19 protein-coding genes are annotated in these 21,486 nt (G+C 73.4%); 4 read left to right on the forward strand and 15 right to left on the reverse strand.

Translation table 11 applies throughout. The features are described from left to right. Positions 1 to 9 precede the first annotated feature (9 nt). The 4 genes from G4Q83_RS17190 (at position 10) to G4Q83_RS17205 (ending at position 4,484) form a co-directional block, all read left to right on the forward strand. Positions 10 to 1,161, forward strand: coding sequence for a glycosyltransferase (locus G4Q83_RS17190; protein WP_170069126.1), 1,152 nt, complete (start codon positions 10 to 12; stop codon positions 1,159 to 1,161). Positions 1,162 to 1,237: 76 nt separating this feature from the next. After that, positions 1,238 to 2,650: an undecaprenyl-phosphate glucose phosphotransferase gene (locus G4Q83_RS17195; RefSeq protein ID WP_128419100.1), complete on the forward strand. Its 1,413-nt coding sequence runs from the start codon at positions 1,238 to 1,240 to the stop codon at positions 2,648 to 2,650. Between the two features lie 26 nt (positions 2,651 to 2,676). Further along, complete coding sequence (gene wecB, locus G4Q83_RS17200) at positions 2,677 to 3,795, forward strand: non-hydrolyzing UDP-N-acetylglucosamine 2-epimerase (protein WP_128419099.1); 1,119 nt, start codon at positions 2,677 to 2,679, stop codon at positions 3,793 to 3,795. A gap of 14 nt (positions 3,796 to 3,809) precedes the next feature. Continuing rightward, the gene (locus G4Q83_RS17205; protein ID WP_128419098.1) at positions 3,810 to 4,484 is read left to right on the forward strand and encodes a methyltransferase domain-containing protein; all 675 of its coding nucleotides are present in this window, start codon (positions 3,810 to 3,812) and stop codon (positions 4,482 to 4,484) included. Here G4Q83_RS17205 and G4Q83_RS17210 read toward each other — a convergent pair. The 15 genes from G4Q83_RS17210 to G4Q83_RS17280 all read right to left on the reverse strand — a co-directional run bounded on the left by G4Q83_RS17210 (position 4,453) and on the right by G4Q83_RS17280 (position 21,335). Beyond that, positions 4,453 to 5,748, reverse strand: coding sequence for an O-antigen ligase family protein (locus G4Q83_RS17210; protein WP_128419097.1), 1,296 nt, complete (start codon positions 5,746 to 5,748; stop codon positions 4,453 to 4,455). The two genes, G4Q83_RS17205 and G4Q83_RS17210, sit on opposite strands and share 32 nt — an antisense overlap. Beyond that, on the reverse strand, positions 5,745 to 6,521 hold the full coding sequence (locus tag G4Q83_RS17215; protein WP_128419096.1) for a WecB/TagA/CpsF family glycosyltransferase: 777 nt from the start codon (positions 6,519 to 6,521) through the stop codon (positions 5,745 to 5,747). Before G4Q83_RS17215 ends, G4Q83_RS17210 begins: the two co-directional genes overlap by 4 nt. Beyond that, entirely contained in the window at positions 6,518 to 7,597 is a 1,080-nt protein-coding gene (locus tag G4Q83_RS17220; protein WP_128419095.1) for a glycosyltransferase family 4 protein, read from the reverse strand. Before G4Q83_RS17220 ends, G4Q83_RS17215 begins: the two co-directional genes overlap by 4 nt. Positions 7,598 to 7,601: 4 nt before the next feature. Then, positions 7,602 to 8,918 (reverse strand): hypothetical protein, encoded by a 1,317-nt coding sequence (locus tag G4Q83_RS17225; RefSeq protein ID WP_246432143.1) that lies wholly within the window; start codon positions 8,916 to 8,918, stop codon positions 7,602 to 7,604. Continuing rightward, positions 8,915 to 10,174, reverse strand: a complete 1,260-nt coding sequence (locus G4Q83_RS17230; RefSeq protein WP_128419094.1) for a hypothetical protein — start codon at positions 10,172 to 10,174, stop codon at positions 8,915 to 8,917. The genes G4Q83_RS17225 and G4Q83_RS17230 overlap by 4 nt, the downstream gene beginning before the upstream one ends. Further along, positions 10,161 to 11,180 (reverse strand): class I SAM-dependent methyltransferase, encoded by a 1,020-nt coding sequence (locus G4Q83_RS17235; RefSeq protein ID WP_128419093.1) that lies wholly within the window; start codon positions 11,178 to 11,180, stop codon positions 10,161 to 10,163. Before G4Q83_RS17235 ends, G4Q83_RS17230 begins: the two co-directional genes overlap by 14 nt. Beyond that, complete coding sequence (gene asnB, locus G4Q83_RS17240) at positions 11,173 to 13,014, reverse strand: asparagine synthase (glutamine-hydrolyzing) (protein ID WP_128419092.1); 1,842 nt, start codon at positions 13,012 to 13,014, stop codon at positions 11,173 to 11,175. The genes G4Q83_RS17235 and asnB overlap by 8 nt, the downstream gene beginning before the upstream one ends. A gap of 40 nt (positions 13,015 to 13,054) precedes the next feature. Further along, entirely contained in the window at positions 13,055 to 14,401 is a 1,347-nt protein-coding gene (locus G4Q83_RS17245) for a hypothetical protein (RefSeq protein ID WP_128419091.1), read from the reverse strand. Between the two features lie 223 nt (positions 14,402 to 14,624). Further along, on the reverse strand, positions 14,625 to 14,846 hold the full coding sequence (locus tag G4Q83_RS17250; protein WP_128419090.1) for a hypothetical protein: 222 nt from the start codon (positions 14,844 to 14,846) through the stop codon (positions 14,625 to 14,627). A 135-nt stretch (positions 14,847 to 14,981) separates the two neighbouring features. Next, the gene (locus tag G4Q83_RS17255) at positions 14,982 to 15,464 is read right to left on the reverse strand and encodes a hypothetical protein (RefSeq protein ID WP_128419089.1); all 483 of its coding nucleotides are present in this window, start codon (positions 15,462 to 15,464) and stop codon (positions 14,982 to 14,984) included. Further along, complete coding sequence (locus G4Q83_RS17260) at positions 15,461 to 16,411, reverse strand: NAD-dependent epimerase/dehydratase family protein (RefSeq protein WP_128419088.1); 951 nt, start codon at positions 16,409 to 16,411, stop codon at positions 15,461 to 15,463. Before G4Q83_RS17260 ends, G4Q83_RS17255 begins: the two co-directional genes overlap by 4 nt. After that, the gene (locus tag G4Q83_RS17265) at positions 16,408 to 17,661 is read right to left on the reverse strand and encodes a hypothetical protein (RefSeq protein ID WP_246432144.1); all 1,254 of its coding nucleotides are present in this window, start codon (positions 17,659 to 17,661) and stop codon (positions 16,408 to 16,410) included. Before G4Q83_RS17265 ends, G4Q83_RS17260 begins: the two co-directional genes overlap by 4 nt. 173 nt (positions 17,662 to 17,834) lie before the next feature. After that, positions 17,835 to 19,067: a lipopolysaccharide biosynthesis protein gene (locus tag G4Q83_RS17270; protein WP_128419086.1), complete on the reverse strand. Its 1,233-nt coding sequence runs from the start codon at positions 19,065 to 19,067 to the stop codon at positions 17,835 to 17,837. Between the two features lie 25 nt (positions 19,068 to 19,092). Then, a complete protein-coding gene (locus tag G4Q83_RS17275) occupies positions 19,093 to 20,841 on the reverse strand; it encodes an ABC transporter ATP-binding protein (protein WP_246432145.1) in 1,749 nt (582 codons plus the stop codon). Further along, a complete protein-coding gene (locus G4Q83_RS17280) occupies positions 20,838 to 21,335 on the reverse strand; it encodes a lasso peptide biosynthesis B2 protein (RefSeq protein ID WP_128419085.1) in 498 nt (165 codons plus the stop codon). Before G4Q83_RS17280 ends, G4Q83_RS17275 begins: the two co-directional genes overlap by 4 nt. Positions 21,336 to 21,486 lie beyond the last annotated feature (151 nt).

The following is a 21,486-nucleotide window of genomic DNA, read 5'->3' on the forward strand; positions in this document are numbered from 1 at the left end:
CCGCGCCAGATGACGCGCATCCTGCATGTCTACAAGACCGCGCTGCCCGAGTCGGTCGGCGGCATCGAGCAAGTGGTGCATACGCTGGCCGCGCGGACGCAGGAACAGGGCGTGGACTGCGACGTGCTGGCGCTGTGCGCCGACGCGCAGGATGCCGGCAGCTGCCGCCATGCCGGCTATGCCGTGCATCGGGTGCAGCGCGACTTCGAGTTCGCGTCGATGCCGGTCTCGCTGCGGCTGCTGCGCCGCTATGCGCAGTTGGCCAAGCGCGCGGACCTGGTCCACTACCACTTTCCATGGCCGTTCATGGACGTACTGCATTTCGCGGCGTCCGCAGCCACGCCGTCGATCCTGACCTACCACTCGGACATCGTGCGCCAGCGGCAGTTGCTGCGCCTGTACCGCCCGCTGCAGCGGCGCTTCCTGCGCAGCGTCGACCGCATCGTCGCCACCTCGCCGAACTACCTGGCCAGCAGCGCGGTGCTGGACGAGCACCGGGCCAAGGTCAGCGTGATCCCGATCGGGCTGGATGTTGCGCCGCCGCGCACGCCGTTGCCGCCGCGGCTGCAGGCCTGGCGCGCGCGGCTCGGCCCGCGCTTCCTGCTGTTCGTCGGCGTACTGCGCTACTACAAGGGCCTGACCTTCCTGCTGCAGGCCGCGCAGGGCGCGCAGATTCCGATCGCGATCGTCGGCGACGGCCCGGAAGCCGGGGCGCTGCGGTGCGAGGCGCAGCGCCGCGGCCTGGCCCACGTGCATTTCCTCGGGCAGCTGGACGAAGCCGACAAACATGCGCTGCTGGCCGCGTGCGAGGCGCTGGTGTTCCCTTCGCACCTGCGCTCGGAAGCGTTCGGGATCGCGCTGCTGGAAGCGGCGATGCACGCCAAGCCGATGATCTCGTGCGAAATCGGCACCGGCACCAGCTTCGTCAACGTCGCTGGCGAGACCGGGCTGGTGGTGGCCCCGGGCGATCCGGTGGCCTTGCGCGACGCGATGCGCTATCTATGGGACCATCCACGGACCGCGGCAGTCTACGGGGCGCGGGCGCAGGCGCGGTATCGCCGGCTGTTCACCGCCGCCGGCATGGTGGACGCCTATCTGGCGCTGTACCGCAGCGTCTGCGGAGCATCGTTCGGAGACGGCAACGACAGGGCACAAGGATGACAGGACAGTGGTGGGAGCAAGGGCAAGACAGGCCGGCGGCCGGATCCCGGGCGTGCGACCGACGAGGCCGTGGCGCATGAGATCGCTGCGCGGGCCGCTGCCGCGCGCCGCGGCGGCGGCCCCGGGGCTGGTCGGCGACGCGATGGCGCTGGCGGTGTCGGCGCTGAAGCTGGCCGACGTGGCCGTGGTGATCGGCAGCGGCCTGCTGGCCTATGCCCTGCGCGTGGGCCACGCGAGCTTGCCGGACGCCCCCCGCTACCCGTATGCGCTGCTCGCCGGCGCGCTGCTGACCCTGCTGGTGTTCTCGCAGTTGGCGCTGTACCGCAGCTGGCGCCTGGCGCTGCCGGCGATGATGCTGGGCCGGCTGCTGCTGGGCTGGAGCGTGGTCCTGGGCGTGCTGGCCTCGCTGAGTTTCCTCAGCAAGACCGGTCCCAGTTTTTCCCGGCTGTGGTTTGCATACTGGGCCGGGTTCGGCGTGCTCGGCCTGGTCGGCGTGCGCCTGGCCATGGACCGGCTGCTGCGTTGGCTGCACCGTCATGGCGTGGGCACGCGCCGGATCGTGCTGCTCGGGCCGCCGGAGCGCGTGGAGCAGGTCGGCATGCGGATCCGCCAGGGCCCGTGGTCCGGGCTGGAACTGGTGCCGGTGCCGGCGGCGATTCGTGGCGGCGACATCGCCGCGCTGCCGCCATGGCTGCAGCGCCATGGCGTGGCCGAGGTCTGGCTGACCTGGCCGATGCGCGAGGAAGGGCTGATCCGCGAAAGCGTGCGCCAGCTCGGCGCCAGTTGCGTGGACGTCCGCTGGATCCCGGACATCTTCGCGTTCCGGACGATCCACCACGGCATGGCCGAGCTGGCCGGCGCGCCGTTGCTGGAACTGTCGGTACGCCCGCTGCCGCGCGCGGCGCGACTGCTGAAGGAAACCACCGACAAGCTGCTGGCCGGCCTGATCCTGCTGCTGTCCGGTCCGCTGCTGCTGGCGCTGGCGCTGGGGGTCCGGCTGTCCGGGCCCGGGCCGGTGCTGTTCCGGCAGCTGCGGCACGGCTGGGACGGGCAGCCGTTCGAGGTCTGGAAGTTCCGCAGCATGCACGTGCACGACGCCGCGTCCGCCGCGCCGCAGACCGCGCGCGGCGACCCTCGGGTCACCCGCTTCGGCGCCTTCATGCGCCGCACCAGCCTCGACGAGCTGCCGCAGTTCTTCAACGTGCTGCAGGGCCGCATGTCGATCGTCGGCCCGCGCCCGCATGCGCTCGCGCACCACGCGCAGTACCAGGACCTGATCCCGAACTACCTGCAACGCCACCGGGTCAAGCCCGGCCTCACCGGCTGGGCCCAGGTCAACGGCCTGCGTGGCGAAATCGATACGCTGGAGAAAATGCGCAAGCGCGTCGAATACGACCTGCACTACATCCAGCACTGGTCGCTGTGGCTGGACCTGAGCATCATCGCGCAGACCGCCGCGATCGTGCTGTTCGACCGCGACGCCTACTGATGCCGAGCCAGGGGAGTCCGATTCCAATGCACATCAGCTACGTTCTCGGCACCCGCCCGGAAATCATCAAGCTGGCCTCGCTGATCGCCGCCAGCGTGCGCGAGGGGCTGCGCTTCTCGATCATCCACACCAACCAGCATTACGCCGAGACGATGGACCGCATCTTCTTCGACGAGTTGGGCCTGCCGCCGGCCGACCACAACCTCGGCGTCGGCTCGGCCCCGCACGCCACGCAGATCGGGCGCATGCTGTGCGGCATCGAACCGGTGCTGGCGCGGACGCGGCCGGACGTGGTGGTGGTGCAGGGCGACACCAACAGCGCCCTGGCCGGCGCCATGGCCGCCAACAGGCTCGGCATCGCGGTGGCGCACGTGGAAGCGGGGCTGCGCAGCCGCGACCAGCGCATGCCGGAGGAGATCAACCGGGTGCTGATCGACCACCTCTCCGAACATCTGTTCTGCCCGACCGCGCTGCAGGCGCAGATCCTGCGCGAGGAAGGCCTGCCTGCGGCGAACATCCGCATCACCGGCAACACCGTCGCCGACGCGACGCTGGCGCATGCGCAGACCGCGCTGCGGCGCTCGGACATCCTGCAACGGCTGGGACTGCGCGCAGGCGGCTACCACCTGCTGACCTGCCATCGCCGCTCCAATACCGACGATCCGCAGCATTTCGCCGCGCTGATGCAGGCGGTGGCGGCGATTTCCGACGCCGCCGGCCGGCCGCTGGTGTTCCCGATGCATCCGCGCCTGGCCGCGCTGGGCGCCGCCGCCGCCGCCCGCCATCGCGCCCTGCGCGCGATCGGCCCGGTCGGTTATCTGGACATGCTGGCGCTGCAGCAGGGCGCGGCGCTGATCATGACCGACAGCGGCGGCATCCAGGAGGAAGCCTGCATCCTGCGGCGCAAATGCCTGGTGCTGCGCACCAATACCGAACGGCCGGAGACGCTGCAGGTCGGCGGCGCCGAACTGCCGCTGAGCCTGGACGAACGCGGCCTGCGCCGCGCCGCCGACCTGCTGCTCGCGCGCTCGGTGACCTGGCGCAACCCGTTCGGCGACGGGTACGCCTTCCGTAGCATTCTCGATGCGCTGTTGGCGATGGAGGACCGGCGACAGGCGCCGCGCCTTCGCGTCCAGCACGTCTGAACGGCGGCCCGGCGATGGGACTGGCTGCGCAAGCCGACTACAACGACCCGGCATCGCTCAGCGCGCGGCTGCGTGCGCGGCGGTTGCGCACGTTCCTGGAACTGGTGCGCGGCTGCCATCGCCGGCAGGGCCATTGCCGGGTGATCGACGTCGGCGGCACGCCCGCCTACTGGGCGCACGTCCCGCAGGCGTTCTTCGCGCACCATGCCTGCGAGGTGACGATCGTCAACCTGGAGCCGGATCCGGTATCGCCGCCATGCCCGCACCTGCACGTGCAGCGCGGCGACGGCTGTGCGCTGGCCTTCGCCGACGCTGCGTTCGACATCGCCCACTCCAACTCGGTGATCGAGCACGTCGGCGATGCGGCGCGCATGCAGGCCTTCGCCGGCGAGATCCAGCGGGTGGCGCCGCGGCATTACGTCCAGACCCCGAATTACTGGTTCCCGATCGAGCCGCACTACCTTGCGCCCGGGATCCAGTTCCTGCCCTCGGCCTGGCAGGCCGAGTTGCTGTACCGGATCCCCCTGGGCCGGATGGAACGGCCGCCCACGCGCGCGCAGGCGCGCCGCTTGGTGGACGAGATCCGGCTGCTGACCCGCCGCGACATGGCACGGCTGTTTCCGGACAGCGCGCTGACGAGCGAACGCTTCTGCGGACTCACCAAGTCGTGGATCGCGGTGCGTCGTTGAGCCGGTGGCCGCCGTCGCCGCCGCTGGCATACAGCGAGGCCACGGCCAGCGCCGCGTGCAGCGCGAAGGGGTAGAACGGCAGGTAGGAATCGAACACGCCCAGGCCCAGCAGCAGCAGCAACCAGATCAGCGCCCAACCGCGCCCGGCGGCATCGCGCAACAGCGGCGCCCACAGCGCGTACAGCAGACCCAGGCCGGCCAGCAGGCCGCACAGCCCGGTCTCGGACAGCACCGCCAGCAGCAGGTTGTGCGCATGCAGTTCGCCGCGATCGAAACGCCCGCCGGTGTAGTCGGGCGCCAGGAACTGGAACACGCCGGCGCCCAGCCCGAACCAGGGGTGGCTGCGCCAGGCCTCGATCGCCCCCGCCCACAGGTAGGTGCGTCCCAGCGAGATCGCGGTCAGCGCGCTTTCGTGCACGGCGCTGGTCATCTCCGCGTAGCGCCGCCACAGCACGAAGCCGGCGGTCGCGGCCAGGCCCAGCAACGCCAGCCAGGATGCGTGGCGTCTGCCGCGCGCCGCGCCGCGCCGCGGCCAGGCCCACCAGACGATCAATCCGCCGACCGGCAACAGCGGGTTGCGGACCTGAGTCAGCGCCAGCGCCGCCACCGCGCCCAGCAGCGCCGCGATCAGCGCCACCTGGCCGAGGTCGCCGCGGCGGTACAGGCGCAGGACCAGGACCGCCACCACCACGGCGGTGGCGGCCAGGATCGCCGGATGGTCGTACATGCCCGAGATCCGCGGCAGGTACTTGAACGTGTCCTGCGCATGGAAGGCCAGCGACAGGCGCAGCGCCGGCGCCCACTGCCATTGCACCGCCACCCCGAGCGCCAGGTTGAGCCACAGCGCGATCGACGCCGCCAGCGTCGCCGCGCGCGGCCAGCGCGGGCACGCCACGGCCAGGTTGAGCAGCGCCCACAACGACAGCAAGGCGGTCGCGTAGCGCACCGCGAACTTGAACGCCAGCGCCGGATGGTCGGAGGCCAGCACCGAGGCCGCCAGCGCCGCCATGCAGGCCAGGATTGCCAGCAGCGGCCGGCGCAGGCGCGCCGGCACGCCATGCCGCCACAGCGCCCACGCCGACACGCCCACCGCGAAACCGCGGATGGCCATCGATCCCAGCGACAGGCCGACGCCGAAGTAGCGGCCGGTCAGCACCACCTGTTGCAGGCAGAACAGCAGGTAGGCACCCAGGCACAGCACCACCAGCAGCGTCTGTGGCGGCCGCGCCGCGGCCGCGGCGGGCGAACCCGGCCGCGGGTTCATCCGCGGGTCAACGCGCGCGCCCGGTAGCGCCGACTCAGCCGGGCGCGCAGCAACAGCAGCAAGTACAGGACATTGGTGCGCAGGTAGCGCCAGGCCAGGCGCCGCGGTTCCAGCGCCAGGCGAAACAGCCATTCCATGCCGAAGCGCTGCATCAGCCGCGGCGCGCGCGGCAACATGCCCGACAGCACGTCGAACGAACCGCCCACGCCCATCGCCAGCGCCACGCCCAGCTCGCGCCAGTGCCGCTGCAAGAACAGTTCCTTCTTCGGCGAACTGATGCCGACGAACAGATAGCGCGCCCCCGAGTCGCGGATCGCCGCGATCACCTGCGGCAGCTCGGCGTCGCCGAAATAGCCGTCGCGCGCGCCGACGATGCGCAATCCCGGCGACGCCGCGCGCAAGCGTTCGCCCGCGGCGGCCGCCACCGCGGACCGCGCGCCCAGCAGATAGACCCCGGCGCCGCAGTGCGCGGCCTGCGCGCACAGGTCCTGCATCAGGTCGATGCCGGCGCGCCGCGGCGGCGGCTCCTGCTGCAGCCAGCGCAGGCCGATGCTGATGCCGCCGCCGTCGATATGCACCACCTCGGCCTGCTCCAGCGCCGCGCGCAGCGGCGGCTGCGCGCGCGCGTCGATCAGCTTGGCCACGTTCAGCCCTTCGATGCGCAGCGGCGCGCCGCCGTCCACCGCGTCCTGCGCGCGCCGCAGCAGTTGCCCGGGCGTCAGCAGATCCAGCGGGCAGTCGAGGAAACGCAGGCGGACGGCAGCGTCGGTCAAGGTGCAGGCTTCTGTACGGCCAGCGCATCGTACAGCGCGAGCACCCGCGGGCGCAGGCCTTCCCAGGTAAAGCCGGCGCGGACCAGCACGGCCACTTGCGGGGCGGGGCGGCGCTGCCGCTGGACCGCGATGCAGGCGACCAGCGCGGCGACGTCGCCCAGCGGATACAGCGCAGCGTGCAGACCGACCTCGGCCAGGATCGTGCGATTGCCGGGGATGTCGCTGGCGACCACCGCGCAGCCGAGCAGCAGCATCTCGATCAGCACGGTCGGCATCCCCTCCACCGCCGACGGCAGCACGAACACATCCGCGGCCGCCGCCATCGCCGCCGCCTCGGCATCGGCGACGAATCCGTGGAAGCGCACGCGCGCGGCGACGCCGTGCGCAACCGCGAACGCCTCCAGCCGCGCGCGGTCCGGACCGCGCCCGACCACGTGCAGCACCGCCTGCTCCATGCCCGGCCCGGCCAGGGCCGCGATCGCATCGTGCAGGCGCTTGACCGCATCCAGCCGTCCCAGCGACAACAGCGCCGGCGCGCCGGCCAGGCGCGGCGCGGCGGCAGGCGCTGCGGGCAGCTCGGCCGCGAGCACCGCATTGGGCAGCAGCAGCGGGTGCGCGGCCGGCATGCCGCGCCGTTGCAGATAGTCCTGCCAGTATGCCGACAGCAGCACCACGCGATCGGCGCCGCGCAGCAGCGCACGTTCGATCAGCCGGTCCCAGCCCCATTTGCGCAGGCGCTTGCCCAGGCCGGCATCGTCGTCGTAGTAGCAGTGCGGCGTGTAGACCACGCGCTTGCCGCGCAGCCGCGCCAACGCCGCGGCGAGCGCGGCGAGCGGGGTGCGCGCGCCATGCACGTGCACGACGTCGGCCCAGCCGATCTGCGGCCACAGCCGCAACGCGCCGGCGCGCACCACCGTATAACCGTGCCGCGCCGCCTGCACCTGGGCCAGCGGCGCGGCCACGCGCAACGCATGCCCTGCCTGCGCCGCCAGCGTGGCCGCGCCGTGGATATGGCGGCCGACGCCGCCGCCGCCGGCGTGCGGCGCGAAATCCTTGTAGACGTGCAGGATGCGCACCGGCTCAGCCCTGCGCCGCGGCCGGCGCGCAGGCCGTGGCCGCGGCGCCGGCGGGCAGGCGCCGCGGCAGCTCCCGGCAGTGGCGCAGCACCCCGCCGAGCAACAGCCAGAATCCGCCGGCGCCGGACACGGTCAGCGCGTTGTCCGAGGACACCAGCGTGGTCGCCATCCCGCACAGCAGCCAGAAGGTCGCCAGCGCCAGGGGATCGCCGTGCGCGCGGTGCGCCTGCCACAACATGCGCAGGCAGCCGCCGACGAAGGCCAGGAACAACAGCGCGGCCGGCAGCCCCATCTGGTAGGCGATGCTGAACAGCGCGCCCTCGCCGCCCCCCAGGTCGGTCAGCGACTGGCGCGCGGCGACGGCGCCCTGGCGGCCCAGCCCGCCGCCGAACAGCAGCACCTGGTGCAGGTCGGCCAGATTGCGCTGCAGCGCCCACCAGTGGCCGATGGTGGAACCGTCGCGGAAGTTCACCGAGATCACCACGATGCCGTAGGACGCGCAGGCGATCGCGAGCAGCGCGGCGCAGGCCAGCAGCCCCCGCGCCGCGGCCGAGCGGACCAGCCCGCGCGAGGTCAGCAGATAGCCGAGCACGGCGACGCTGCCGGCCAGCATCGCGCCACGGGTGCCCGACATCCAGATGCCGACGAACAGACCGGCGCAGGCCAGCAGCGCGCGCCAGGGCCGGCGCCGCTGCCACAGGCCGAGCGCGACTAGCGCCGCGGTGAACAGGAACTGGCCCTGCGCCAGCGGCGCGGCGAGCAGGCCCGCGGCGCGGCGCGCATAGCGCTCGCCGCCGAAGAAGTTCCACGGCAGGCCGGTGTCAGGATCGGTGTCCTTCGGCAGCACGCCCTTGACCTCGGCCAGGTAGTCCGGCAGGCGCACGCCACGCACCCAGAATTCGGTATGCGCAATGTCCCACACGCCGAACAGCGCACTGGCCACGCCCAGCCACAACAGCCAGCGCGCCGCGCGGCGGCAGTCCTGCGGATGCGGCATGGATCCGTAGCCGACCAGCAGGAACAGCATCGGCAGCACCAGAACGCCGAACGACCCCAGCACCACGCCGCCCGGCAGGCCGTACGCATAGCCTACCGGCGCATAGGCCGCCGCGATCGCGCCGAACGCCAGGATCGCCAGCAGCAACCCGCGCGGCATGCGCACCGTCGGCAGGCACAGCGCCGCGCCCGCCAGCACGTATCCATCGCGCAATGGGCGCAGCAGCGCGGCGGCGGGCCAGGCGCCGCCGGCATACAGCCAGGCCGCCAGCAGATCGCCCATGTGCACCCACAGGATCAGCAGCAGCAGGTACGCGCGCTTCATGCGCCGCCGCCCAGGCGCTGCGGCCACTGTGCATCGGCGGCGAAGCTGCGCTGCAGCCAGCCGCGCTGGCGCTGCTGGAAAGCCTGCCGCGCGCGGACGTCCTGGCGCAACGCAAGGAGCAGTGCGCCCAGTTCCGCCGCATCGGCGACCTGCCGCGGCGGACGGCCGATGGCGAGCGCGTCCGCCGACGCCGCGGCCGGCCACGCCATGCCGATGACGTAGTGACCGCGGCAGGCGGCCTGCAGCAGCGCGGTGGAACAGAACCCGACCACCAGCGCCGGCGCCTCCTCGGTATCGAGCAACGGATGCGGCGGCGTCCGGCACAAGGCCGCCAGTGGGGTTCCGGCATACGGATGGCCGCCGCGCGCTTCTTCCGGATGCAGCAGGATGCGCAGCGCGATCCCGGCGAGGCGCATTCGCGCCAGGGCCTGCGCCAGCGCCAGGAAATCCGCCGCCAGCGCGCGGCCATAGATCGGCGTATGCGTCTGCGACAGCAGATACAGCACGGTGGGCGCGGTGGCGGTGGCCGCCTCGGCCAGGGGCCGGGCCGGGCCGTAGCCGATCGCCGCGGGCGCCACGCCGCGCCCGGCGTAGGCCCGCGCGCTGCTCTCTCCCCACAACAGATGGCGCTGCGCGCGCACCGGGAAGAACTCGTCGGTCGGCAGGCCGTGCTGCACGCAGACGCTGCGCCAGCGCTCGCCGGCGGCCTGCAACGCGGCCACTGCATACAGGTCGACATCGTTGTGCAGCAGCAGCGCCGCGCCTGGCGCGGCCGAGCGCAGCGTGCGCGCCCAGGCGCCGCGCCACAGGCGTTGCCGGAACACGCAGCAGCGCACCAGCCAGAGCGGCGCGACGTGTGCGCGGCCGGCGCCGCGCGGCAAGCGCCACGCGCCCAGCGCGTGGCGCCAGGCCGCGGCCGCCGGCCGCGCAGGCAGTTCGCCGGCGACCTGGCCGCGCAGGCGCGGATGGATCAGCACGCTGCAGGCGATGCCGCGCCGCGTCAGGTCCGCCACGCAGGGCGCCAGCGCACCCCAGCCGTTGCTGCCCGGCAAGGTCGCCAGCGCCGCCCACCCGGCGAGCGGCGGCGAGCGGCGCGGCAGCCGCCAACACAGCCAGGCATCGCGCAACGCGGCGAGCGCCGCGCGCAGGCCGGCGCTGCGCCCGCGCCGCGCCAGGAAGTAGACCTCGTGGCGTGCCGCCGCGGCCTCCTCGCCGTACTGCGCCAGCAGCGCCTGCTGGAACTCAGGGAAGCGCATCGCGCTCTTCCTCCAGCACCCGCCGGCGCCCGCGCCAGCGTTGCAGCTCGCCGGGCAGGCCGCTGCCGAACATGCGCACCACGGCGCGCTTGAGCAGGCGCCGCAGGCGATCGCGGGCGCGCCACGGCACGCTATCCAGGCGCGCGTCGAGCAGGCGCAGTTCCTGCGCCGTCGCGGCCGCCAGCGGCGTGGCTGCGCGCGCGCGCAGCGGGCGCCGCAGCTGCGCCCACAGGTTCTCCGCCAGCGCCCCGCCGCCCGGACAGGGGCCGCAACGGACCACCTCCAGTCCGGCCGCCAGTGCCAGGCGCTGCAGCAGCGCGGCAGAGAAATAGCTCAGGTGCGCCGGATGCACGTAGTTGCGCGAACGCCAGTCGCTCATCACGTCCGGCACCTCGATCCAGGCCTGGCCGCCAGGCGCCAGCACCCGCACCAGCGTGCCCAGGAACGCGCGCGGATCGGGCAGGTGTTCCAGCACGTGGAACGCCACCAGTGCGTCGACGCTCGCATCGGCCAGCGCGTGCAACTGCGGCAGGAACCGCACGGCCGCCCCGTCGAGCAGGCGCGCGCGGTGCGCCAGGTCGGGCTCGCATGCCGACAGCCGCAGGTCCGCCCGGGCGGCCGCAGCGGCGCCGAGAAACGCGCCGAAGCCCGAGCCCATCTCGAACACACGGGCGCCGTGTGGCAGGTCCGGCGAGATCCGGCGCAAGCGGCGCTGTGCGAGCAGGCAATCGCCGCGCCATGCGAAGAAACGCGCCTCGCTGCGCCACGGCGCCTCCATCGGAAACAGGAGGCGGTAGTCGTGCGCGTAGAACCGCGCCAAGGCGGCATCGCTGAAGTCCGGAGCCAGGTACGCCGCCGCGCACAATCCGCACCGGCGCAGCTCCTGGCCGGCACCGAGGTAGACCTCGGGCCAGACCGAGCGCTGCGCCTGGGTGCCGCCGCAGCAGCGGCAGCGGCCGTCGTCCGGCGCCAGATCCGCGCCGATCGGCGTCGCCTGCCTATGCATAGACGCTCCGATACCACAGCGCCACCGACACCGCGAACCACAGCGTGCTGTGCGCTCGGCCCTGCGCGAGTTCGTGCCGCAAGCGGCCCAGATCGAGGAACGCGCCCAGCCCCGGCGGCAGCGAGGCCAGCGCCCGCTGCAACGGCATGCGATCGACCAGGAACTGCTCGGCGTGGCCGAACCCGGTGCTCTTGCGCTGGCCCACGATGCGCTGCGGCAGGTCCGCGGCGAACGCCTGCCGCAGCAGCGCCTTGCCGTGATAGTCGCCCATCCGCTGCGGCGCCGGCGTGGCCAGCGCGCGCGCCACCAACCGCCAGTCCAGGTACGGCGCACGCACCTCCACCCCAGCATGCATGCTGTTGCGGTCGGTCATGCGCAGCACCATCGGCAGATTGGTCGCCAGCACATCGCCGCGCAGCCGCGCCTGCACATCGCCGCGGCGATCGGCCTGCAACGCGCGCAAGCGCGGCGCCTGGTCGTGCCACAGGCCGGCGGCCATGCAGGCCACGCTCGGCCGCTGCCGGCGCAGCAGCGCGCCGAGCTGCGGCGCCGGCAGGTCCCAGGCCAGGCGGTTGAGCAGCAGGCGCGGATCGACCGCGCCGCTGCCGAGCAGCCGCAGCAGGGTCGGCAGGCGCGCGCCGTGCACGGCGCTGCGCGCGGCCAGGGCCAGGTACACGCGCACGTAGCCGCCGAACAGTTCGTCGGCGCCCTCGCCGTTGAGCACGACCTTGAAGCCCGCCTCGCGGATCGCACGGTACATGCGGAAGCTGGCCAGGATCGACGGCGTGCAGAACGGCTCTTCCTGCGCGGCCACCAGCGCCAGCAGTTCGTCCTCGTCGGGGATCGCGTGCGCGCGGTGCAGATGATGGCGCGCGCTCTGGCCCCACTCGGCCATCAGCGCCGCGGCCGGGGCGGTCTCGTCGAACGCGGCCTGCGCGCTGTCGCGGTAGCCATAGGTGAAGGCGCCGGCGAAACAGGTGCGCGGCGCGTTGCCGGCCTGCAGGCCGATCCGGGTCAGGATCGCACTGTCCAGGCCGCCGGACAGCAGCGCCACGCTCGGCACATCCGAGCGCAGGCGCAGGCGCGTGGCGTCCTCCAGCAGCGCGCGCGCGGCGTCGGCGTCCAGCGGCTCCGCCTCGCCGGGCAACGGCCATTGGTGATAGCGGCGGCGGCGCGAGTGTCCACACGGCGAGACGCGGTAGAGCCAGCCGGGCGGCACCGCGCGGATGCCCGCGTAGAAGGTCTCGCCGCGGTGATCGGACAGGCCGGCGACCAGGAAATCGAAGATCGCGCCAGGGTGGGGGGGCGGATATCCGCCCAGCGCCGCGGCGATGGCGCCGATCTCGCTGGCCAGCAGCAATTGCCGGCCATCGTGGTGCAGATACAGCGGCTTCACCCCGAGCCGGTCGCGGCAGTAGATCAGGTCGCCGGTCGCCTGCTCCAGCACCACCACCGCCCACATGCCGTTGCAGCGCGGGAACAACGCCTCGCCCCAGGCGCGCCAGCCATGCAGGATCACTTCGGTGTCGCTGTCGGTGCGGAAGCGGTGGCCGAGCGCCTGCAACTCGCGGCGCAGTTCCAGGAAGTTGTAGATCTCGCCGTTGAAGACCACCGCGTTGCCGCTGTCGGCGCAGCGCATCGGCTGATCGGCGGCGCTGCTCAGGTCCAGGATCGCCAGGCGGCGATGGCCGAGCGCGGTCGGCAGCGGCTGCTCCAGGCACAGCAGGCCCCGCGCATCCGGGCCGCGCCGCGCCAGCGCATCCAGCGCGCGGCCGGCGCGCGCCTGCCAGTCCGTGTCGCCAGCGAAGCTGCGCAAGGCCACTATGCCGCACATGATCGCCTCCCGCGGGGCGCGGATCGCGCTGTCTCGCCGCTCATCGCGCGTGGGCCGCCGTGCGTTCCCGCAGCAAGCCGCGCTGCCGCCATGCGAACCAGGCCGCCGGCGGCAGCAACGCCGCCGAGACCATCCAGGCGCCGGTGCCAAGCCACGGCGCCGAGGCCAGCAGGGCCGACGCCACGGCGGCGTGGCCGCCGGGATTCAGCCGTATGCCGCACAGGCGCAGGCTGGCCGCGGCGATCGCCAGCAGGCACAGCAGCCGCGCCCACAACAGCACCTGCGGGGCCGACTGCGCAGCCGCGGCGAGTTGCAGCAGGGCGCTGCACGACAGGCCGCACAGCAACAGCCACAGCAGCGCGCGTTCGCGATGGCGCCCGATCAACAGCGCCGACAGCACCCCGCTGAGCAACGACACCGCACCCGCGGCCAGGACCGGCATGGCCCACGGCAACCAGGCGCGCACGGCGCCATCCCAGCCAGCCGCGGCCAGCAGCAGGGCGTGCGCGCCGAGCGCCGACAGGCCCAGCACCAGCGAGGCCAGCCCGCGGGTCCAGCGCTCGCCCAGTTCGGTCCCCGCCTCGGCCAGCAGCAGCCGGTTGAACTGGTTGAACACGCCGCTGGCGCCGCTGAGCGCGTAGCCCAGGATCAGATAGCCCGGCAGGACCGCCGGTGCGATCGATGCCAGCAGCACCGGTGTCAGCCGGTCGTGCAGCAGGCCCGCGATCCCCAGCAGCGACAGGTGCAGCGCCGCGCCGATCAGGCGCCGGCCGCCGCCGCGACGCGGTGCCAGCAGGCGCAACGGGCCGCCGAACGCCGCCACGTTGACCAGCGCCTGCACCAGGTAGCCGATGCTCACCGCCAAGCCGGCGACACCGCCGCTGCCGCTGCCGGACGTCGCGCGCAAGGCCAGCCAGGCCACGATCGCCACCGGCATGGCGATCTGCTGGACCAGGAACCCCAGCATCCGCCGGCCTTGCGCGAGCAGCGGCGCCGAGTAGCCGACCAGGCCGAACACGGTGGCCGGCAGCGCCGCCACCAGATACGCGAACCCGTCGCCGTGCCCGGCCGTGCGCCGCCACGCGGCGGCCAACAGCAGCAGGTCCAGCAGTACGGTCGCGCACAGCCGATGGCCCAGCGCCTGCCGCCAGCGGGTGGCCCAGCCCGCGGCGGCCGGATCCTCGCGCAGGAACAGCGAGCCGTAGCCCAGGTCGGCGAGGAACAGTACCGTCGGCAACGCCAGATGCGCCAGTCCCACCTCGCCGTAGCCGTGCAGGCCGAACTGGCGCAGCAGCAGCCATTGCAACAGCAGCGTGCAGCCCTGGCCGAGCGTATACAGCACCGCGCCCGCGACGAACCCCGTGCGCAGGCGCCGGGCCGCGGTCACGGACGGGCGCAGGTCGCCGTGGCCGGAACATGCGGCGCGAACGCGTGCCGCGCGCGCCGCGCTCGTCCGCCGCGCCGCGGCGCGCACCCCGCCCGGCAACGGCGATGGGCGAATGGGCGGCGTTGGATCGGCGTCGGGGGCAAGCGGAGATCGCGCGATGGGCGGGAACCGGCAGTATCGCGGCTTCCTCTCGGCCAGCGCAATGCCGCAGGCACGGTCGCGATCACCACGGATAGGGCGGGTCGCACTTGCTCAGCGCCAGATGCAAAAAGCGCCGCGGCTGGCTGCCGGCGGCGAACGCTTCGCCATTGTGCAGCAGGCCGTGGACATTGAGCAGCCCGACCCCGAGGTTGGCGCGCGGCGGCGCCCGCAGCAGCGGCCGGACCTGCTCCGGAATGGCCCATCTCCCGTCGCGCAGCCGCGCGCCGGATTGCGGCCGATACAAGCGGAACTCGCCGCCGCGACCACCGCCGTGGCGGACCGGTCGTTGAAATACACCAGGTCGACGATGATCCGGTCCGGGGTGTCGCGGTGCGCCGGTTGCGCATCGCCGTCCCACGCGCTGGCGATGGCGCAGCCGTCAAGGAAGAAGCGCCCGCGCAGGCGGCGATGCCGCGATATGCGAACCGGTCCAGGCGCGGCCCCGGGATGGCGCGCGGCGCGCGCCAACGCCGCACCCAGTGGCCGCTGCCGACGCAGATAGGCGCTGTCCGGATGGGGCGCGAGCGACGCCGGGCGCCATTTCGACAGCGCGCGCAGGGACGGCGCGAACACATCGAGCAGGAACTCGGCGTAGGCGCGCGAATGCGACCGGGGCCATGCCGTCGCGCCACACCGGCGTCGCCGCCAGGAAGCGGCGGTAGCCCTCCATGCCGGGTTCGAGGTCGCTGCGGCCGCCAGCCAACCGCGCCACCTCCGGAGCGGCGAATGCATCGCGGCCGGGAAAGCTGTCGCGCAAGGCAGCGAAGCGCGGCGGCTCCAGGAAGCCGTCCTTGACGAAATGCGCGACCGGCTCCGCCACCAGGTCGGCACCGGCGAGATTGACCAGGTCCCGCGCGCTCACGGCCGCGCGGTGCCCGCCTGTTCCGGGAACAGGGTGCGCCGCAGCGCCTGGCGCAGGTCCCAGCGGGCACGCCAACCGAGCAAGGCCGCCGCCTTGGCCGGATCGCCGAGTTGATGCGCGCGATCGAGCGCGCGGCGGCGCAGCGGATCCACTTGCACGCGCACCCGGCGCCCGAGCAGATCGCCGATTTCGGCAACCAGTTCGGCAACCGAGCACTCCACGCCGGAGCACAGGTTGAACACGTCGAAGGCCGGCGCCGGGCGCGCGTCGTCGAGCAGCGCCAGCAGGCCCGCGGCGGCATCGTCGGCATGCAGGTAGTCACGGCGCGGCTGCAGATTGCCCAGCCGGACCACCGGCGCCGCCGCCGGATCGGCGCGCAGCTGCGCCAGCACCTCGGGAATCAGGTGCGCATTCGGGTCGTCGTGGGCGATGCTGTTGAACAGCCGCGCCACGCGCCCGCGACGGCCAGCGCCGCGTTCGCACCACAGCCGCAGCTGGCCCTCGTTGCACAGCTTGGACAAGGCGTAGTTGTCGCGCGCCTCGGTGGGGCTGCCGGCTTCGCTCAAGGCCGCCGCCGCCCACGCATAGACCGCGCCGCTGGAGGCGAGCACCACCTGCTCCAGCGCGGTCTCCGCGGCCGCGTGCAGCACGCTTTCGGTACCGACCACGTTCACCTGCAGGCAGTGCATGCGCTGCGATTCGCAGGTCGGGATATGGTGCACGGCCGCCAGGTGCAGCAGCGCATCGGCACGGAAATCGCGCAGCAACGCTGCCACCGCCGCGGTATCGCGCACGTCGGCGATCGCAGCCGCACTCAGCCCGTCCGGCAGGGCCATGCCACTGGACAGATCGTCCAGGCCCGCCACCGCATCGCCGCGGCGCAGCAGCGCGGCGGCCACCCGGCGCCCGATCATGCCGGCGGCGCCGGTGACCAGGACCCGCCTCATCCGCGCTGCGGCCCTGGCGCAGCGGGCACCGGCCGCAGCAGCCGGCTGCGCAGCCCGGCCGGCAGCCAGGCGAACAGCGGATCGCGCTGTGCGGACCATTGCTCGCCGGTCTCGCCCAGGCGCCGCATCGCCACGTACAGCGCCAGCGCCAGCGACAGCGCCAGCAGCGCGCCGGCGAACGCCACCGCCGCGACCAGCAACGGACGCCGCGACGGCACTGGCGACGCCGACAGCGCCGGCACCGCCTTGTAGCGGACCTGCTGCACGCGCCAGCGCTGCTGCGCCAGATTCAACTCGAGCTCGCGCGCGACCTGCCGCTGCGCCGACGATCCCGCGGCGGCATCGGCGAACAGCGCGCGCCTGCGCGCCTGCAGCAAGTCGGCCAAGGCCGAACCCGAATGCAGCGCGCGCGCCTGCGGATCGATCCGGTCGAGGAAGCGCTGTCTCCAGTCCAGTTGCTCGAGCTCGCGCTGCGCCTGGCGCAGATTCGCGCGGGTTTCGGTGATGGTGGCCTGCAACGCCACGATTTGCGCCAGCGGCGACAGGTACTTGCCGCCGCCGTCGCCGACCGACACCACGGTATTGACCTCGCTGCGCCGCAGCTGCGGATACTGCTCCAGCAGCTTCTGCATCTCGGCCGCCTGCTGCGTGCTCTGCTCGATGGCGAACTGCTGCTCGATCTGCGCAATCTGCAGCTGCGGCCGCTTCTCCAGCGTCTGCTGGCGCAGCGCGTCCAGGTAGTCGCGCAGGCCGCGCCACAGCATGACCTGGCGGACATGCCGCGCGATCGCCTGCAACTGCTGCGCGGCCGCGGCGTCGTCGCGCGCGTTGAGCGACACCTGCAACCCCAGCGCGCCCACGGTCTTGGGGTCGATGTTGACCTGCTGGCGGATATCCTCGCGTTCGACCGTGCTGCGGTAGCTGATCCGCGTCTCCCAGTACCGCGGCTGCAGGAACTGCTGCTGCAGCCGCTCGCGCTGCGCGGCCGGCAGCGCCGCGCCGGCCAGCGAATCGGCCACCAGATCCCGATCCGACAGCATCGGCTGCAATTGGCGCCATTGCTCCAGCGGCATCTGCGGCACTTCCAGCAGCGCGGTGACGCTGTACGCCGGGCGCAGCCAGGCCAGCACGCCGGCCATCGCCGCGACCGACAACGCCAGCGGGATCAGCAAGCGGCCGAACTGGCGGTAGAAACGCAACACGCCGAGCAGCAGGTCGCCCAGCGACGCGTCGTCGCTGCGGTCACGCACATCGTCTAAGCCTGGCATCGGAGCAGTCGCCGTTGTTCAAGTGCAAGTGCAAGGTGGAGCGCCCATCCGGCACGCTGCCGGGATCCGCGACGGGACCGCATCCGGCCACGCCGGCGAGCGGATGCGCCGGCACTGTGCCACAGGCGCCGCGAGCGCGGCAATGCGGTCGGGCGTCAACGCGGGCTGCGCTGCGCGCTGCGCAGTCCCAGCCACAACGTCGCGCCCAGCACCGCCTCGGTCGCGATCGCCGCGGCGGCGGCGCCATGCGTCCCGTAGCGCGGCGCCAACGCCAGGTTGAGCGCCAGATTGGTGGCCGCCGCCAGGCTCGCGCCGAGCACGTACCAGCGCTCGCGGTCCAGCGCGATCGCGGCCTGGGTCAACACATAGTTGGGCAGCACGAACACGAAGGCGGCGAACAGCCAGGCGACCAGCGCACCGGCCAGCGGCTGGTACGCCGCGCCGTACAGCACGCCGATCGCCCACGGCCCCAGGCATGCGCCGCACAGCGCCAGCAACGCGCCCGCGATGGCGGCGACCAGCAAGGTGCGGCCTTGCAGGCGCCGCGCGGCGGCGGCGTCGCCGCGCGTCAGCCGCAGCCGGCGGAAGAAGCACAGCGCCAGCGGCGCGACCAGCAGCAGCACGCCGTCGAACAAGCGATACGCCGCGGCGTACTGGCCCACCTCGGCCGGCGCCACGACGCGATGCAGGATCACGATGTCGCTGCGCCGGTACAGGCAGGTCGCCAGATCGATCCACAGGAAGCCGGCCGCGGCGCGATAGACCGGCGCCTGCGGCCGCCACTGCGGCCGGTCGCGCAGGTCCTGGCGCAGCAGCGCGTAGGCCAGCAACAGGCCCAGCCCCCAGGCGCCGAACACCACGCCCGGCGCCGCGCCCAGCAGCAGCACCGCGGCGACGATCGACAGCGCACTGAGCGCGCGCGCGCCGGCCTGCCAGCGCGCCTCGCGCCGCCATTGGCCCGCCCCCTTCAGCTGCGCCGAGACCAGTTGCGACAGGGTCACCGCAGCGAAGCACAGCACCGCCCAGGGCAGCGCCGGATCGCCGTAGAACGGCGCCAGCGCGCCGCTCGCGCCGACCAGCAGCAGCGTGACCAGCAGCAGGTGGCCGCGCGCCAGCCCGGGCAGCGCCGCGTCGAACGCGGCCAGCCCCGGACTGGGGGCAACCCGTTCGCGCAGCACCAGAGTGCGCAGCCCGGCGTCCTGCGCCAGCGCCAGCAGCGTGGCCACGCTCAGCAGATAGGCGTAGCGGCCGAACCCGGCCGGCTGCATGCCGCGCGCCAGCCACACCGACAGGCCCAGCGACACCGCCGCGGCGAACAGGATCGACAGCCACTGCGCCGACAGCGCCCCGGCGCCTGCGCGCCAACCCGGTGGAATCGCCCAGGTCATCGGCGCCTCCATCCGCGCCGACGGTTCATCGCGCGCCCATCCAGGCCGGCGCCACCTCGCTCCATCGCCCCTGCGCACGCACCCGGCCATGTTCCAGCACCACCACGCTGTCCGCGCGTTCCAGCAACGCCAGGCGATGGCCGATGACCACCACGGTCAGATCGCCATGCAGGCGCTCGATCGCCGCGCGGATGCGGTGCTCGTTGTCGTGGTCCAGCGCGCTGGTGGCTTCGTCCAGGATCAGCAGCGCCGGGCGCTGCAGCAGCGCGCGCGCCAGCGCCAGGCGCTGCCGCTCGCCGCCGGACAACTGCACGCCGCGGTCGCCGACCACGCTGTCCCAGCCCCGCGGCAGGTCATGCACGAACTGCGCGGAGGCCTGCTCCAGCGCTTCGCGCAATGCGCCATCGCCAGCCTGCGGCGAAGCCAGCAGCAGGTTGTTGCGGATGCTGTCGTTGAACAGGAACGTCTCCTGCGACACGTAGGCCACCGCCCGCCGCCAGGCACGGCGCATGCGCGCGTCCAGCGGCACCCCGTCGATCTCCAGCGCACCGCGATCGGCGCCGAGCAGGCCGCACAGCACGTCGGCCAGGGTGCTCTTGCCGGCACCGGACGCGCCGACGATCGCGGTGGTGGTGCGCACCGGCAGCGTCACCGACACCGCGTCCAGGGCCGGCGCCACGCGGCCGGCGTAACGCACCTCGACCGCGCGCAAGGCGATCGTCGCGCCCACCGCGACCGGCGCGTCGGCCTGCGCATCCGGCTCGGCCCAGGCGCGCGCCTGCGCCAGTTGCCGCTCGGCCTCGGCGAACGCCGGCATCGCATGCAGCCATTGCTGGTGTTGCTGCTGCACCGAGACGAACAGCGGCAGCAGGCGCGCGAAGACCAGCACCAGCGCCAGCAGTTCGGCGACCGGTATCTGCCAGACCTGCAGACCCAGATACACGTAGCCCGCCAGCAGGACCGCGCCGGCGCTCTGCAACAGCGCCTTGGACAAGCTGAGCGCGGACGCGAAACGCAGCTGCTGGTCGCGCAGCGCGCCGGCAGCGCGGGCGAATCGGGCCCGGTAGCGTGCTTCGGCGCCGAGGATCTTGGCCAGGCGCAAGCCGGCCAGGCTGTCGTGCAGGCCGGCGTGCAGGCGCTGGCTGGCCTGGGTCAGCCGGCGCCCCAGGGCCAGCACGGCACGGCGCTGGCCAAGCAGCAGCGCCAGCAGCAACGCCCCGCTCAGCGTCGCCGCCAGCGCCAGCTTCCAGGACAGCGCGAATGCCGCCAGCAGATAGATCGCCGCCGTGGCCGCGGAGGCCAGCAAGCCCAGCCCATGCCCCAAGCCGACGCCGATGCGGGCCACGTCGCCGAGCATCAGGCTGGCGTGAGCGGCGCTGCGCTGGGCGACCAGCCACCGCCACTGCGCGCCAAGCAACGCGGCGAACCCGGCCTCGCGCAAGCGCTCGGCCACGTCCTGCTGCAGCCGCGCGGCCGCGTGCTCGCGCGCATGCTGGATCGCATTGCGCAGCAGCACCAGCACGCAGAACAGCGCCAGCAGCGGCAGCGGCGACGCCGGCGGCAGCCCGAGCGCGGCGATGGCCTGGACCGCGCCGCGCGCGATCGCGCTGCCGCCAACGCCGGCATCGCCCTGCAACGCCCCCAGCAACGGCACCAGCAGCAGCACGCCGACTCCTTCGCTGGCGCCGGCCAGCAGCATCAGCAGGACCAGGCCCAGTCGGCGCGAGCGCGGCGCCCACTCCAGCAACCTGGCCAATGCGCGCCACGCCGTCACCGCGCCGGCCCCGCACGCGCCACGAAGCAGCCCACCTGGGCGAAGCGTTCGATGCCGCCACCGCCGGTGACGCGCAGGCTACCGGCGACCACCCAGGCATGGGCCTGCAGCTGCCGCGACGCGTCCGCGGTCCGCGCCACGCCGAAGCACAGCACATGGGCGACCCGGAACAAGCCGAGCAGGCAACACGCGGCCAGTGCCTGCACCAGGCAGTTGGACCGCCACGGCGTATGCCGTGCGGCCAGGCGCAGGGTGCGCCCGATCTGCAGCGCGCGGCGCTGCGCCCGCGCGTCCAGCGCCGGCAACGGCGGCGGCAGCGCGACCCGCCGTCCCAGCCAGGGCGCCAGGCGCCGGAAGCCCAGGCCCAGCACCGCCGCACGGGCCAGCCCCAGCACCATCCACGTCGGCAGCAGCAGGCACCGTTCGAAACGCGGCAGGCGCAGGAACGCGGCCAGCCTGTCGCGCAGGCGGCGGGACGCCGGCGTCGCGGTCATGCGCGCCGCCGCGGCGGACCGGGGGCGACGGCACGGATCGCGTGCATGCTCGGCGCCTTGCCCGTCCCGCGGATGCGCCGCGGCAGGGACACGCACAAACGCTGGACCGACGGCACAACACGCATTGCGTGGACACCTATCCAAGTGAGGT

The organism is Xanthomonas theicola, from assembly GCF_014236795.1.
In the GTDB taxonomy this organism is placed as follows: Bacteria; Pseudomonadota; Gammaproteobacteria; order Xanthomonadales; family Xanthomonadaceae; genus Xanthomonas_A; species Xanthomonas_A theicola.